The sequence below is a fragment of the Microcoleus sp. ARI1-B5 genome (genome assembly GCF_036705795.1).
GTDB lineage: Bacteria > Cyanobacteriota > Cyanobacteriia > Cyanobacteriales > Microcoleaceae > Microcoleus.
This window is the reverse complement of sequence record NZ_JAUBVK010000056.1, coordinates 1-16925: the sequence shown is the minus strand read 5'-3', so window position 1 is coordinate 16925 and position 16925 is coordinate 1. Positions and strand designations below refer to the sequence as shown.

General features: G+C 44.7%; 9 protein-coding genes. All 9 read right to left on the bottom strand.

Translation table 11 applies throughout. The features are described 5' to 3' along the window. Positions 1-54 precede the first annotated feature (54 nt). The gene (locus QUB63_RS34425; RefSeq protein WP_332949878.1) at positions 55-1098 is read right to left on the bottom strand and encodes a phage tail protein; all 1044 of its coding nucleotides are present in this window, start codon (positions 1096-1098) and stop codon (positions 55-57) included. 342 nt (positions 1099-1440) lie between these two features. Next, positions 1441-3705 (bottom strand): putative baseplate assembly protein, encoded by a 2265-nt coding sequence (locus QUB63_RS34420; RefSeq protein ID WP_332949877.1) that lies wholly within the window; start codon positions 3703-3705, stop codon positions 1441-1443. Positions 3706-3722: 17 nt separating this feature from the next. After that, complete coding sequence (locus QUB63_RS34415) at positions 3723-4142, bottom strand: GPW/gp25 family protein (RefSeq protein ID WP_332949876.1); 420 nt, start codon at positions 4140-4142, stop codon at positions 3723-3725. Positions 4143-4226: 84 nt separating this feature from the next. Next, a complete protein-coding gene (locus QUB63_RS34410; RefSeq protein ID WP_332949875.1) occupies positions 4227-5417 on the bottom strand; it encodes a YbjN domain-containing protein in 1191 nt (396 codons plus the stop codon). 102 nt (positions 5418-5519) lie between these two features. Further along, the gene (locus tag QUB63_RS34405) at positions 5520-10976 is read right to left on the bottom strand and encodes an eCIS core domain-containing protein (protein WP_332949874.1); all 5457 of its coding nucleotides are present in this window, start codon (positions 10974-10976) and stop codon (positions 5520-5522) included. Between the two features lie 188 nt (positions 10977-11164). Continuing rightward, entirely contained in the window at positions 11165-11665 is a 501-nt protein-coding gene (locus QUB63_RS34400; RefSeq protein ID WP_332949873.1) for a PAAR domain-containing protein, read from the bottom strand. Between the two features lie 18 nt (positions 11666-11683). Next, positions 11684-13384, bottom strand: coding sequence for a VgrG-related protein (locus QUB63_RS34395; protein WP_332949872.1), 1701 nt, complete (start codon positions 13382-13384; stop codon positions 11684-11686). 56 nt (positions 13385-13440) lie between these two features. Further along, positions 13441-14043: a CIS tube protein gene (locus QUB63_RS34390; protein WP_332949871.1), complete on the bottom strand. Its 603-nt coding sequence runs from the start codon at positions 14041-14043 to the stop codon at positions 13441-13443. Between the two features lie 30 nt (positions 14044-14073). Beyond that, positions 14074-16925, bottom strand: a 2852-nt coding sequence (locus QUB63_RS34385; RefSeq protein ID WP_332949870.1) for a hypothetical protein, incomplete at its 5' end; no start/stop codon positions are given.

The window sequence follows — 16925 nt, the reverse complement described above, 5'->3', positions numbered from 1 at the left end:
TCAGGCGTTAACCTGCTTTCATTGGTGGCCTAAAACTAGGGAACTTAATCATCACTAATCAAACGGACATGATATTACCCCTCTGTCGATCGCAAGCTCGTAAGTACAAAAAGCCGGTTTTTCCCGCTCAATAATATTTTTAACTAATTCTTCATCAATCTGCTTATCCGGTTCGGGACGCAAGCGTACAATAAAATGAAACGGACGCCCGCCCCCCAACATCGAATCTCTACCGATTAGCGTTTGCCCCATGACAAAACCGCGAGCAAAAACTTCTTCTATACTGATGTGTTTTTCTGATTCTGGTAAATCTTCATCTAATGGTAACTCTGTATAAAGATGCAGGTAAAAACGCAATCCCCGGCGCGTCCCATGCCAGTGATAAAGTTCTACCGCGTTGCGAATTAGACGGCGCTGTTGTTTAATATCCCAACGGCGATCGATCGGCCAAGCCACCCAATTTGCGAGAAAAGGAAGTAACGCTTCCGGTGCTGTCAAAGGGTCTAAATAAGCCCATAAAACGTCGATTGTTTGCACCGCAGGGTCAAATGCCTGCTCAAAAATAGTTAAAAATCGTCCCATAAAATCTATTTCGCGGTAAATTGCTGGGACAAAATTTAGGTAGGAACTTGAGGGACGCACGCAGAGGTTAAACACTCGATAGGCAACGAGCTGCCGTTCGGTTTGGGCTTCAGCGTAGACATAAACTTGGGCTTCGTAATTAATTTGTAAGCGATCGCGTCCCCGATCTAAAGCATGCCGATTTTCAAAATAATCCTCTGGAATTTGGAAAAATAGCGATCGATCCACTTTTTGATTGGGAGCAATTTCTTCGGCTGCTTCCTGTTGCCAACTGCACCAATTTAAAGGAAAATTCCCTTCAATTTCCAATCGCCATCGCAGCGAACGATCGCCCAAGTTTTCTAACTGTACCAACATTTCCCCCGGTTCCCCAGGATACAAGAGGAGGTTGTTGGCGATCGCAACTTCTGCATTATTCCCGGCAAAACCTGCTAAAGCCGACGAATCTGCTGCTTCTGGAGGTTGCATTGATGCGAATTTAATCGCTAAAGTTGGACGGTAATTAGATTGAGACATCTTGCGATTTTAGATTTTAGATTTTAGATTTTAGATTTGGGATTGGAGATTGTAGATTTTGGATTTTGGATTGGAGATTTTGGATTTTGGATTGGAAATTGTAGATTTTAGATTTTAGATTGTGGATTGGAGATTGTAGATTTTGGATTTGGGATTGTAGATTTTGGATTTGGGATTGGAGATTGTAGATTTTGCATTTTGGATTTGGGATTGGAGATTGTAGATTGGAGATTATCGATCGATGGATTAGAGATTAAGGATTGGAGATTAAAGATTGTAGATTTTGGATTAAAGATTAGATCGAGGATTTTTTAACCGAGATTTAGTATTACTTATTTTCCCTCACTCAAAAAACTCGATACTGTGACCCGAACGCAACCGACTATTTTCTTCATCAGCCCAAGAACAGATTAAACCTAAAGAACCTGGATTGACCATATCTAGGGGAAAATCTTCGCGAAACCATCCCGAAGCATATTTTCGCAACTCAAATAATTCTACCATTCCTAAATAGCGAATTCCCGGAATTTTTTGAGCTAAAGCAAAGATATCCGAACGAGATACGGGGCGGCCTAAATCCCAACCTTTCCCTTCAGTTCCACCAGTTAGGGGATTGAGAAAGCGGTATAAAGCTATCAGCAATTGAGTGCGGATCTGCTCGATCGCGCGGGGGTTGTTGTATTTCAGTTCGATGACAACTTCAGTTGTCACGCTCGTTCCGACATATTCTGGTTCTTGCAATTTTACCTGCACTCCCAGAGGCTTGCGGTCTTTCATGTATTCGAGAACTTCTGTTTCCAATTGAGAGTTGAGGGTAAAATATCGATCGGGGTTCATCCCCAACCGAAAATCTATCGTTTCCGTGTTAACTTTCGGCACGATTAATAGCGTAACTCGACCTGGTGTCGAATTCATGGCATCGGTGATGCAATGAGCGCGAGCGACAGCTCTGCTTGCTGCTTTAGCGACATTTTCAAAGTCTTCGGGTGTGACGGCAGATGCTCTCGTTCGCAATATTTGCGGCACTCGAATTACGGCATCATCTAACGATTCTGGGTCAATTCCTCCTGTCGCGGCTTGATAATTGACAACGCTTTTAACATAAGGAATTGCTTGTTTAATTACGACTAATTTTTCTGCTTGCACGTTGCCGCGACTTCCCCCTCCCGTGCGGTAGGCTGTCATATAAATTTCCGCACCTGGGGGAGGAACTTTGCCGTATTGTCGCTCTAATGCTTCGTTAGAGCTACTTGCACAGTCTGGTTGTATGTTAGATAAATTTCGTGCTTCTGTGGAATTTCGACGGACAATTGTACTCCCTGGTTGGATTTGCGATCGCTCTCTTGTTCTCTGCTTTAATTGTGCTGGTTCTCGAATCAACGGACCAAATTGAACCGTACCTGTTTGGGCATCAATAGTATAATGTTCGTCTTCGGGACCCGAGTCAGCAAAATCCGTAACTTCGTGCCATATTTCGACTGGGCGATTAATCGGTCTAACTTCAATACGTTCGGCTTGTTTGCGCTTTAAAATCGGCTTGGCTTGTAATTGAAAAGACTGTCCCGCTTTGCCATCGCTGACTCCCAAAAGTTCGTTTTCAATCCGAACGCATTCGCTGGCATTTACCGCACCGCCGATCGATCGAACTTTTATACCGAGAATGGTAGGCGAATTGCTATAACTCGATTGTAATTCTTTCGGATAAGTGTAAACGCAACGTATCCAGTGCCCCCGATATGCCGTTCCGAAATCGGTGCTAGGCAATTGTTGCGGTAAATGTAATATTACATCTGCTCCATCAATTAAAGGATTAGTGCCTTGCTGTCCTAAGTTGCTAAAACTAAAGCCTTTTGTTCGATCGTCTTCTTGTTTTCGCAAAATTGTTGACTGCCAATTGTTACCATTCCAAGCTTCCCATTTTAATGGAGGGTCATCGGGATTAATCCCGGTGCTTGTAGCGGCTTGTCCTCTAAAAGTGAGAGCGATAACATTGCCGGTAATTGGATTTTCTATGTCTTCTTGTAATACCAAATAAAAACAGTTATTGGGTCGCTGTCCCTCAAACAGCCTGCTTTCTTCTAGGTTCCACCATTGGTTGTTGCTGTTCGAGTTCTCTCTGGCGCGCGCGCTCTCCCGATCTTGCAAATCTTCCGGTCTATCTTCTGCTGTTGATGCTGTCAGAAAATGTCTGATTCGAGGAGTGCCGATCGTCAATTCTTCGTCCGTGCTAAAAATTATTGCTTCTTGAGTTTCGGTTCGCACCGTAGCAACTTCGGTGGCGTAGGGAATTCTAATCGGTTCTGGTTGTGCTTGAGTTAGATAAAATGTTAATTCGCAGCAAGCCGCCTCGGGTGGGTTCAGACGAATGCCCAATAATTCTAGAAACGCGACATAATTGCGTCGGGGAACTTGATTGAACCGCATTAACATTTGGTCGGTCAACCAAGAAAACAATTCAATTAAAGTTATTCCGGGGTCGCCTGGGTTGTGATTAGTCCATTCGGGACAGTAGCGGGGAATGCGGAGGATACATTCTTCTACTAAATCTTCAAAACTCCGATCGTCCAGATTGGATTTCGGTAATTTAGGTAAAAATTCAAAGTCCATAAAACTTGTTTGATAGGTTATTTCTCTGCGGGAGCCAAGTAAAAGGGATAAACTAAGCTGCGAGTATCGGGACTGTTTTTAGGTTGGTAAATTATTTCAATATCTACTTTACCTCGAACTGGGTCTGGGTCGGCGCGGACTTCTTTTAAAATAATGCGAGGTTCCCACATTTCTAATGCTTCTTCTACGTAGAAACGGATCAGGAGAAGAGTTTGAACGTTCATAGGTTCAAACACTAATTCTGACAAGCGAGAACCAAAGTTGGGCCGGTACACTCGTTCGCCTAAATCCGTGCGCAGGATGATGACTATAGATTCTTCGATGTTTTGGGTATTTGAACTGAGTTGGACGCCTCCTTGGACGTTGACTTGCAAGGGGAATGCGGGTCCGGCACCGATGTAGTCTTCTGGTTGATAATCGTAATAATCTTCTGGCATAAGCGTTCTGTTTTTGCTTGTGGTGTATTTTACTATAAGATTGGGTAAGAGCGATCGCTGGTTTTGGCGCGATCGGGCGATCGGTTATGATTCTATTTGGGCGATCGCATCTTTCGGTGCCACATCCCCTTCAATCACGGATACGATTCCCGGTAGGTATTCATCCATCATTGTGACATTAGTGTAAACCAACTGTTTAATTAGGGAAAAGGTGAGGTTAAACCCTTCAACATCAATGCTGGTTTTATAGCGAATTTCGCCGTCGGTGTAGTCGAACTCAAAATTGCCGATGATTGTGCCATAGTTTGCTCTAGTGATAAATTCTGCTATAGCTAGTCGCTTATTTTCTGGTGCGTTGACGGGGCAAATCGAGTAAAATACAAATTGGTTTTCTTCTTCCCTAGCTTTGGCGTAGCAATTCCATTTACCATTTTGGCCTTGAAAAGCTGTTTGCAAGACAGATTCTCCTTGAAGTTTAGTAAAAGACCAATCGTCTTTTGTAAAAAAGATAATTATTTCTTCCAGCATATTTCTGTTCCGATCGGACTGTGTAACTACCTCATTGGAAATCTCGCCGGCAAACTCTTCAAAAACCTTGGTGATTTCTGCCAGAATTTCCGAGATAGCATCTTGAGTTTCTTCTAGGCTAATGTCTGCTAATTCCGAGAAGCTTTTGGTCATTTCATTAATACTTTCAGTTATGACATCTTGGTTCATTTCCGATAGATTAGCATCAGCCCAATCTTGGAAGAAATTAACCATTGCTGCCGAAATTTGTTCTTGAGAAATGTTCTCTTGACTAATTGCAGAGGGAGGAAGATAAGCCCAAAAAGTGCGATAACCCGTTGCACCTGATTCTTGTTGCTGTTTAACGTGCAGGGCAAACCAATTTTCGGTGGATAGTAGCGGGTGTTCGGGTTGTTCCTGGCTGAGGTTTTGCAGATAGGCTGCTGTTTGTTCTGCGGTTGTGATGTTTTCGGTTAAGCTTGGTAATAATTCAGGTTGTAAAGTAGCTTCAATTTCGATATTTCCTTCTGGTTGAAAGTCTCCATTAGAGAGGGAACCGCGCAATTCGGATTTGAGATTAAATAATGCTTCGGTGTCGATGCGGTGGTATAGTTCCCAATTTACTTGGAAGGTAAGACGGCATTCGGTGAGGGTATTATCTTGTTTGATTATGCAGAGATTTATGGCGTGGATGGATAGGGGGGAGTGGGAGGATCTGCATAGCTTTAAATCCCTATGCAGTTGACAAATTTCATTGTTTGGATTCATGCAAAAGTCTCCCGAATAAACTTACTTTAGTTACTCTACAAAGCTTTTCTCATGTTTAATCAGCCGCTGTAATCCTTAACTAAAAAAATATATAACAAGATTTCATTTATTCATTCTGTCACGCTTAGTTTGGGCATCTAATATTCGTTTATAGGCTGCTTTCACAGTACCCTTTTCCGGTAGATCGAGGCGTTTGTCGTGCAACAGATTAACTATTTGTGTGATTCTCTGGGTTATGGGATCTCTTTCTGCTTTTGATTTACCTTGAGAATTCTTGAGATCGTTTTGGGCTTTCTCTAATTCCCTAAGCAGCTTCCCTATTTCCCTTCCTCTTTCCTGATTTTCTTTTGATTCACCTACCCAAACATTTTCTGGATCGTTAAATTTTTCTCTTAAATATGCTTTTGCTGATGCTAATATTGCCGGGTTATTTTTGCTACCTGGCTTGTAACCATAACCTGATAAAATATCATAAGCTTTGTTATAAGGTTTTCCTTCGATTTTATGTTTTAGATCTTTGAAAATAACTTCAAAAGATACAATATGTCGCCTATCGAACCCCTTTTTAAGTTTGTTATTCTTTCGAGAAAAATGCTGTGGATACTCCTTCTTCAAAGCTTTATTAGTAGTTTGCCGCCAACTAGGTCGCCAGCCTGCTAGTTGTGTTAAGTCTACGCCTGATACTTTCGCTTGTGTAGTTCTATTGCTTTTAGGATTAATCTCACCATGAACTGCCCAATTTTCCCCTTGTTCAATAGCATTTAGTGCCTTAAGCCGATAACGTAGTTTTATAGCAGACAATATTGGAGTAAGAAGCGTCTTACCAACTACTTTGCCACTAAATTTGTTAACAGATGCGGCTGCAACTTCTACCGCTTTATCGACTCGTCGTTGCTTTTCTGCTAAATCATCTTTGTCTTTTTTATCTCTGTGCTTAGAATCGCTCTCTTTTCCTTTCCTCTTATCTGCCTTCTTCTTCCCAAAGAACTTATCCTTGACTTTGCCAAACTTCCTCCCCAATTTCTTAGTAGCTGCCTTTAATTTCCTGCCAATCTTCTTCGCAATCTCCTTAATCTTCCCAGCAACTTTACTCGCCGCACCTCGCACGCGCTTCAACAACCAATTAGAGACAAAATCAATCAATACCACACCTGCTGCTGCCAAAGCCGATCCAAACTGCGGCCCAGATTGTCCCGTCTTCACGGCTTTCAAGAATGCCATGAACCTATCGAACGCTTGAATCACGCGGCTAACCGTTCCCCAAGCCGCTTGCAACCCTTCGATAATTGCCAGCACAGCACCCGCAGCAGGCACGATCGCCGAAATGACTTTTTCAATCAAAATCTGAATTAAGGCGGGAGGAATCGCCGATTTAATGCCCTCCCAAGCCATTTTGCCAACTTCATCTGTCTTGATTCCGCCTTGGTTGAGGACTTTCCACACCGTCATCCCCAAACCGAGAACTCCTTCCACTTTCTGGTTAAACCATTCCTTCACTTCGGTTTGGAAGGCTCCCCACAAGTGGTTGCGGACACCATCTTGCGCCCCAGCACCCAAGTTGCTCAACCACTGTCCGGGGCTAGATGCAATATCTTTAGCGAGAACGGAAAAAGCTCCCAGCGCATCCACAGCAGCTTTAGCAGTAGAGATAGCTCCCTGTACGCCTTGGCTGGCAATGTCCACTGCTGCCATCAAGCCTTTTTCCATCAATCCCAAGGCAAAATCTAAGCCTTTACCTAATAGGTTGAGGGCAACTTGTACGCCTTTTTTCAGGTTATTGGCGATCGCATTGACAGCATTTTCGGCAGTACGGACGATCGCTTTCATGGCGTTGCGATAGCGCTCTCTCATTTCTGGGAACGCTGCCAACATCACATCACCGATGGCAATCAAAGCCTCTCCAGCCAGCTTGATAATACCGACAATGACTTGACGCGCTGCTTCGATCGCAGCCGTTGCCAGTTTTTGCGCCCCTTCAATTGCGAATTTCATCGCAGCGCGGGCGGCATCCAAAGCCGCATGAATTGCTTGTTTAATTCCCTCAAAGAAAGCTTTAGCTTTATCAGCTAGCCAACCGAAGATACCGCCGGATTGTTCTTCTCCTTTCTTCTTTTCTGCTGCGGCTTTTTCCTCACCCTTGCGCCGTTCCTCAACAGCCTTTGTCTCTCCTTCTTTAATATGCTCGGCTGCTTTTTCCTCACCTTTAATTTGCTCTTTGCTGACTTCTTTCCCCACCTTGGAAATAGCAGCATCTGCGTCTTGGCGGGATTTTGCAATCAAAGTATCTTGTTCTTTTTGCCACTGACTGCGCTGTTGTCCGATATCCGTTTGCGCTTTAGCCCGTTGAGCTTCCTGCTCGACGGCGTTATCGTGTTGTAATTTGGCAATATCTTTATTAGATTTAGCTTTCTCTTCTGCAACCTGGGCAGTATGTTCTTGGCGCTTGGCAGCCATCTGCCCCTGTGCTTGGGCAACTGCTACCTGAATTTGTTGACCTTGCTGTTGTTGGGCAATGATGGATATCGCTTCATCACCTGCAACACCGCCAGCAGCAGCACCACCGCCAAGCGCGACAGCACCACCCGCACCACCACCGCCTATCCCTTCAGCACGTAAGGTTTCTTTTGGCACTTTCGGGTAAATTTCCTGTTCGCCCGCCGGCTGGGCTAAATCTTGCTGTCCTTGGCTTTGCGCTTCAGTTAAACCTTTTTCTAGCTTGGCTTTTTGTTCTAGAGCGCGTTGCGGGTCAGCATTGCCTTGGAGTTCCAACTGCGGTGGCGTACCGGCACTGACGTTTTGCAAGCCAGGGTCGCGAGTTGGAATAGCATTCAAAGATGCCTGTAAGTTCTTTATATCCCCTTCGGAAAGTTTGCCCTGTTCGTCCCCTTTTACTTGGGGTTGGCGAACTGCAGCGGCGGCTGGTGGGGGAAGCGGTACCGGTTTGGGTTGCGGGATTGATTTTGCTTGACCTTCCGGGGTTTTTTCAACTGCTTTGGGCGTTTTTCCAGGTGGTAAGTCTTTGTCAGCAGCCGACTTTTCGCCAGTGGCTGGCGAAGCAGACGGACTTTCCATTTGAGGTGGGTTGGCGGCAAGTTCGGCGCGTTCTTTAGCAACCGTATTGCCTACCGCAGTACCAACGCTTCCCAATCCTGCCAATAGTTGAGCGGGAGGCAAATTGCTAACTGATGCCAGGGCCGCAGAGGGTTCGGCCCCAGAAACATCTGGAACGGGGGGCGCGGGTTTTTCGGTAATTGCTGCACCGCCGCCACCGCCACCACCGCCTGTAGGTGCTTCTGCACCGCCACCTTGAGCAAGGTTAGCCATTGCGGCATCACTCTCAGAAGGATCTAACTCTACTTTTTCATTAGAGGCGGCTGCTGCTTCAATATCTGGATCTGTTTCGCTTTGTCCCCCTTCCATTTCGCCGCCAGTGTCACCCGCACCAGCACCGGATTCCATCGCTGAGGCGGCGGCTTCAGTACCGGCTACTTGCGGAGTGAGTCCTGGGGCGGAGGGTCCATCGCTCTGTTTTTTGGTATTGGAGCCTGGCGCTGTTTCTGCACCTGCTTCTGGGGCTTTTCCGTTTGGAGGTTGGTTTTGAGGAGTAGGGGTAGCTTGCTGTGGGGGTTGTTGGGCCACTGCACCTGCACCTGGTTTGGGGCTGTTTTCAGCTACGGTTGGCTTGGGTGCAGCCTCAGCCGCCTCTTTGACACCTGTTATTTTTGGTGCAGTTTCAGTACCAGCAGTTTCACCACCAGTAAGTTGAGTCTTTTGGGGTGCAGTTTCAACAGCAGTCTGAGATGATTTGGGGGTATCCGGGGTTGGTTTGCGAGCGCTATCTTTAGATGTAAATTCTTTGGTTTCCAGAGGTTTTTGTTCGGTTTTTTCTGGCAGGAAATCTGAAGTTTGCTGTTTGTTTTCTGTTATTTCAGAAGTTTGAGTTGGAAATTGTTTCGCCTCAATATTTTTTGTTCCTGGCGGACGATCGAGCTTCAGGCGCAGTTCTTTATTTAAGTTTAATTGATTTGGGCGATCGGGAATTTCCTTGGCTCGAACTGGTTCTTTTTCCTCTTTCTCTAGCTGTGGTTTCCGCCACAATTTTTTATTTAGGCGAACCGCACCACCCTGCTGTACGGTATGCGTCAGCTCGTGCGCCGTCAATTCATTCTTACCGGGAGATTTCCCAGCACCAAAGTAAATATCGCTACCGCGAGCAAACGCCTGCGCCCCCAACTCTTTGTTCATCTGTACGGCAGCGGAGTCGGTATGCACTCGCACCGAGCTAAAATCAGCGCCGAAGCGCGGCTCCATGAAACTACGTACATCATCGGATAAAGCGCTACCTCCACCTTGGGAACTGGCGAGCCGGCTTTCGATGCTGGAACTCGCCTGAGAACTCCCATCAGACGATCGTTGCGCCCCTGACTTCATCTGGATTTCTTCTTTCTCCCCCGACGATCGCTGTACCAGTGGAGTGATGGAATTTACCAGAGGTTGCATCTGGACTGCTTCTGTTTCTTCGTCTGTTTGGCGTTGAATTGGCTGCTGTAGGGCTGAGTCTGGCATGGTCATGACTTTCGCCGCCATGCTGTCAGCTTCTTGTTCGTATTTATCCCCCGGTGCGCCAACTGTTAATTTTGTCTGAATTGAAGAGTTATTTGGCTCTTCTTTTTCTTGTTTTTCGCATTCACTACATTTAGCCTGAATTGCCCCCTCTGACTCCATTTGGATAGATTCTGTTGATTCTTCCCCTTGCTTCTCATCAGAGGTTTCTTGACGCTGAATTCCTGCTGGATGAGTGCTAGAAGTTGCCGAACTAGGAGGCGCTTCTATAGCAATATTTCGCCAATTGAAACCAGCTCGATCGATTTTTGGCTGTAGTGCTTCCCCGTCGCTGGTTATCGTTGAATTGCTGAATTCCCCTGCTGTTTTTTCTGCTGAATCTGCTGCAAACTCACCTTGAATTGCTGGCGTTTCTTCCCCGTCGCTGGTTATCGTTGAATTGCTGAATTCCCCTGCACTTGTTTCTTCTGAATCTGCTGCAAACTGAGCTTGAATTGCTGGCGTTTCTTCTTGTTCCTCCTGTTGGCGTTGAATCGGTTGAGGGGAAGCTTCTCCACCACTACGATCGGGTGCTTCTACAGAAATATTGCGCCAATCTAACCTAGGACGATCGATTTTTGGTTGGACCGATCGCCCTTCAGTCGCTCTCGTTAAATTACTTAATTCTCCCGTACTTGTTTCTACTTTTTTTGCTGAAACTTGATGTTCAATTGCTGGCGTTTCCTCTTGTTCCTCCTGTTGGCGTTGAATGCCGCCAGGTAAAGACATCCCATTGCTGCGAGCAGGCCCTTCTACACTAATATTTTGCCAATTCAAGCGGCGACGGATTGTTTTTGGTTGAATCCCTTCTAATTCCTGCGATATGTTTGAATTGCTGCCAAAAGATTCAGATTGCTCCTCAGTAAAAGGACGTTGTTGAAGTAGGGGCGAACTCGATCGAGCAGCCTGGGATGGCGTCGCTGAGATTTTATTTTTAGCTGGTACTCGTTCGCTCATGGCCTACTAACTCCTCCAGGCACTGCCAGTAATTGCAGATTGCTAATTTCAGATTTTAGATTCGATGCGGGACTTACGCTCAGAAACCGGGTTTCTGTGAAAAATCGTCGCTTTGGAACCAGAGATTTACGCTCCCAACCCGGTTTTTAGGTTGCCAGTAAGTCCTGTAGATATTTTTGGGACTAAGATTAACCGCCAATCAGTACGGTAAAACAGCCCGCTAAAATTTTATTGGGTGGTCCAATTGCTTCTACAATTGTATCTCCTAAGCGACTGGCGGGAAGCCCGTTAATCAAAACTGTAGCACTACCATCGATTACAACGCCAGGGCCGTGTGGGGGGAGTGGCAAAGGCGTAGCACAATTATGAATATCTGTGCCACCAATGGCGATGTTAGCGATTTTTTTGCCCATTTTAATCGCTTCATCTGCCTTAGTTTTTATTTCATTGGCTTTGGCTGGACCTTCGGCAGGTTTTCCCTTAGCCAGCTCAGTAGCAAGTTCGGCTTTTTTGATGGCTAAGCCAGAATCTTTTACCGCTGCCATTAAGTCTGGTACTGCCGCTTGTGGCAGTCCTCTCCAAGCTGGTAAATTGCCTATCAATACATTAGAGCTACCAGGGCCTCCGGTTAATACAGGTGGGAGGGGATGGGCTACGGGGTCGATAATTCTAGCTGCTGGTCTTCCCATATACTAATTCCTTAACTTTTAGTTCAGTTTAATCAGGCTACCTTGGATAGTAATGATGCCATTGGCATTGATATCGATATTGCCAGTAGAACTTAAAGTTATACTGCCATTGCTGTCATCCAAACGCAATTTATGCCCGCCATTAGTTTCAATTTCTACAAAGTTTTGGCTGTCATTAATGCGTAATTTATGACCCCCTGCTGTCTCAATATAAGCTCCTTTCTTACTGCTGCCTTTATCCTCCTCCACAAACTGAATTTTATGCCCGACGCGGCTTTTAAATGTCCGCAGCCGCACTTTGCCATCAGCCACGTCATCTGTTACCGGATTTGGCGGCGCGTCTTTGCCGTTCCAAACTGCACCAATTATATAAGGACGGTGAATGTCGCCCTGTTCAAAAGCCACCAGCACTTCGTCATTAATTTCTGGCAAACAGTCGAATCCTCGCCGATCGCCCGCACCCGTTGCTACTATTCTAGCCCAATTACTCGCGTGTTCTTCTGTTAGTGTAGGAAACTTAACTTTAACTCGGCCCCAGCCTTCCGGGTCTTGGTTGTCGGTAACAATTCCTACTAATAATGTCTGTCCGGGTTCCAATTGTTTCTGGGGAGCAAGGGCGGTTAAAATGTCGCCTCCCCGCAATCCCCGCACGCTGAATTCTGTTACGTATACTCGCTCGTGATAGCTGTGGCGAGTTTCGGTAACGTAATATTCGCCGCTGTGCTGTCCCATTTCTTCTAATTTGACAGCGCGCCCCGGACGAATTTCAGTATTTCCCTCGGCTTTGGCGTCGGCATAGATAAATTGCCCTCCCAATTCATCGCACAAAGCTTGGGCTTTGGTATCGGCTTCTTTGGGGCTAAAGCAAGTCCAGTTTAAAATCATTTTTGGTTTGGGCGGCTTGCCGTTAAATTTATTGCTGGTATCGCTACCTTTGCCGTTTTCTGTTTTAGTAATAACTTTTTCTTGCTGTTTCGTGGAGACAATTGCTCTTTTTTCTTTGTAATCCCAGGCTCTTACTTCTACTTCTTTTACTTGCTCTGCACTGGTGACTCGCACGCGGAAGCTGCGGAGGTCGGTCAACCATTTTAGCGTTAATTTCTTACTGTCGGCTTTTGGTTGGCGAAAGTTGAGTTTCCCATCTTGAAGGAATAGCTCAAATCCAATCCTTTCGGCTCGTTCCCGCAGAAATTCCATATTGGTTTGATTTTCTTGAAAAGCATAGTCATGGGCCACGCCACTAGGATCGATCGTACCAGCTTCTATACCAACTTCTTGAATTATTTTTTTCACAATGTCGCTGTCGGTCATATTTTGAAAAGAACGGTTGTAACGTCCTCGATGCAAGCGGTGCCCGACATCGTAACCGCGAACGAGTACGGGGGCTTGAGATTTTTCACTGAAGAAGGTTTCAATTCCTGTGATTTCGCCTTCTATGACGTAGTTTTGGTTGTCTTTATTGTAATCTCTAGATTCTGTCGTGCTGGAAGTAAAACCAATTTTAACGGGTTTACCTATTTGTAATAAGTCTTGATAGCGCCAGCGTTGGTCTTGGCTGCGACCGGGAAAATAATCATTTTGAATTACTAGGGTAAACATTCCTGGCAGATGCAGGCTTTCTTCGACGATGACTTGCAGAATATCTTCCATTAAGTTGGGAGGAGCTTGGTTGCCATCTATTTCTAGTGTTGGTAGGGCGCGGTAATGGACTCCTGTCATAAGTTTTAGGTGGGTGAATTTGTGTTGATTTAGCTTGTAAAAAGTTGTCGCATCTGCTAAGTCCTTGAATTTCGATAATTCGTTTTACTTGGCGATCTCCGGTTACTCAAGCTATCTGTTTGACGGTCTACTTTAGCCGGAGGTTTAGCACCTAAAGGGCCGTTTTCTTTGGGTTCGTCAGCTTCTTTTAAAGTTAGGCTATCGATGACAGCACGCACGGGTGTTCCATCGGGGAGAAACATGGTGAGTTTGTAATTCAATTTTTCAATGAAGCAACGCCGCAGGTAAACTTGTTTGCCCCACATGAATTGATAAATTGGCGGGCGTTCTTTGCCTTTGACAAATTCAACGGCTTTTCGGAAATTTTCGATGTATTTTTTGACAACATCTCCTCCATCTTCGTAAGTGTCAAACAAAATTTTGTTGATGGTAATTTTGTAAGCTTTTACGTGAGAAAAGCTCACTTTAGGCTGTCCTTTATCTTGCGTGCGTGCCCCCGGACTTTCGGAGGTTTCTACAACTCCCTCGAAAACTAATTCGGTGGGATTAAACATAAACTCGATCGGCGGTACGCCATCATCGGATATTAAAATGGCTTTAACCAAATTTCCCGATTTATCTGATATTGGTGCGATGGGCGAACTTGTTAATGGTGGCATAATTTATCCTCGATCGTAGGTGTATTATAACTAAGATAAACGATTGGTGTAGTAGCCTCCCCGACGTTCTCGATCGATTTCTAATCGCTGTCGGAGTAGGTAATAGATTTCCCCGGTGAGTTTTTGTAATTTATCGTCAACAGGGGAAACTTCACCAGGATCGCCTGCTGTTTGCTGTCCGGGAGTCGATCGCTTTGGTGTCGATCTTACTTTAGCAGAAGTTCCGTGGATTGAAGTAATGTTGCTCGGCCAAATGGGATAACCTAATAATTGGTTTCCTTGACGCTCTTGTTCTACTTCTAACCATTGTCGCATTAAGGTGTAAACTTTTTGAGCCAATTCTTCTAATTGTTCGTCCTCTATTGATGTGTCTTTGGCTGGAGTACCTGCTGTTATTTGTTGGGAAGTGGCTTCGCTAGTTGGTGTGGAATTGTCAGACAAATTTGGAGAAGCTAGAGTATAAGAAGGTGAAGATTCCGGTTCACTTAAGGATGCAGGTGAAACTTCGTTTTTTGTCTGGATGCTGTCTGCTGTTGTGGTGAAACTTTCACCCAACAATTCGGATATGCTTGACCATGATGTCGGCATATCGAATCCGATATTGTTTTGTTGTTCGTTGTTATTGATGTATTTGTTGTCTAATTTTGGCAGTATCGATTTGTTGGTGTTGTTTAGCTGTTGCGAAAAACCCAATGGTTTGAGTTCGTCTAGATTAGCTGTTGCATTGTTAGGACTTTCACCCAGTAATTCAGATATACTTGACCACGAATTTGGTATCTTTTCAACTTTTGCTGAGTTGTTGGGCGATTCTGTGTCGGTTTTGAGAGAAATATTGGCTAAATCTTCCTCTGGTAATTTTGAAATATTTGGCGGGGAACTACTAGATGAGAGGGATGTTTCCGAGGAAATAGTAGCTTGTTTGTCGGCCGCATCAGTTACAAAATCAGAGAGCAATAAGTCAGTGGTTTGAGCAATAGATTTTGAGTTGCCCAAAGGTTTGAGAAGGTTTAAACTCGGACTTTCCGATCGCGCTTGAACAAGATTTGTCTGCGAAGAAGTTATTGTGTCGGAAGATATGTCCGAGCGAGCATCTGGAGATGTAATAACATCTTCTCTGTTTTCTCTCAAAGTTTCTAGCTGTGGCGAGGTAATTTCTTGAGATGATTCGGGAGAAGGTTGAGATTGAATTAAATTGGGTGAATTTGGGGCGATCGCATCTACCTCATTTTTATCCGTTAAATCTTCTGTTTTTTCTCCGCTCGCTTCTGGCTGTAGCGATACAGTTTTTTGAAAAAATTCTTGTGCTGTTTTGGCTTGGATTAAGTTGGGTGAATCTGGGGCGATCGCATCTACTTTTCTATCAGTTTGAGCTGCGAGATTTTCTGTATTGTCTGCGATTAATTCTGGCTGTGGCGAGCGAGTTTCTTGAGATGATATTGGCTCGCTTTTGGCTTGAGTTAAGTTGGGTAAAGTTGATTGGTTTGCATCCACTTCTCCATCAGTTTGAGCCGGAATTTTTTCTGTGTTTTCTCCGATCGCTTCTGGCTGTAGCGATAGAGTTTTTTGAGAAAATACTGGCTCAGTTTTGGTTTGGATTAAGTTGGGCGAAGTAGGTGCGATCGCTTTCTCTTCTCCCTCAGTTTTAGCAGTTTTAGCAGTTAAACTTTCTGTGTCTTCTCCAATTGATTCTGACTGGGCTGGTTCTGTTTCTTGTAATAATATTGGAGAAGTTGGAGATTGGATTAAGTTGGGCGAAGTAGGTGCGATTCCCTCCTCTTCTCCCTCTGTTTGGGCCGTTAAACTTTCTGTTTGTTCTCCAATTGATTTTGATTGTAGCAATCCAGTTTGTTGTGATAATCTTGGAGAAATTTGAGATTGGATTAAGTTGGGCGAAGTAGGTGCGATCGCCTCCTGTTTTCCCTCTGTTTGAGGAGTTAAATTTTCAGTTGCTTCTCCAATTGATTTTGACTGTAGCAATCCAGTTTCTTGTGAGGATATTGGAGAAGTTTGAGATGGGACTAAGTTGGGAGAAGTTGGTTCGATCGCATCTAATTCTTCCCCGGTATTAGCAGTTTTAGCAGTTAAACCTTCTGTTTTTTCTCCGATTGATTCTGGCTGTAAGGATACAGTTTCTTGAGATGATACTGAAGAAAGCTTAGATTGAACTAAGTCGGGAGAAGTTGGTTCGATCGCCTCCAATTCTCCCTCTGCTTCAGGAGTTAAATTTTCAGTTGCTTCTCCAATTGATTTTGACTGTAGCAATCCAGTTTCTTGTGAGGATATTGGAGAAGTTTGAGATTGGACTAAGTTGGGAGAAGTTGGTTCGATCGCATCTAATTCTTCCCCGGTATTAGCAGTTTTAGCAGTTAAACCTTCTGTTTTTTCTCCGATTGATTCTGGCTGTAAGGATACAGTTTCTTGAGATGATACTGAAGAAAGCTTAGATTGAACTAAGTCGGGAGAAGTTGGTTCGATCGCCTCCAATTCTCCCTCTGCTTCAGGAGTTAAACCTTCTGTTTTTTCTCCGATTGATTCTGGCTGTAAGGATACAGTTTCTTGAGATGATACTGGAGAAAGCTTAGATGGGACTAAGTTGGGAGAAGTTGGTTCGATCGCATCTAATTCTTCCCCGGTATTAGCAGTTTTAGCAGTTAGAGTTTCTGTTTTTTCTCCGATTGATTCTGGCTGTAAGGATACAGTTTCTTGAGATGATACTGGAGAAAGCTTAGATTGAACTAAGTTGAGAGAAGTTGGTTCGATCGCCTCCAATTCTCCCTCTGCTTCAGGAGTTAAACCTTCTGTTTTTTCTCCGATTGATTCTGGCTGTAAGGATACAGTTTCTTGAGATGATACTGGAGAAAGCTTAGATTGGACTAAGTTGG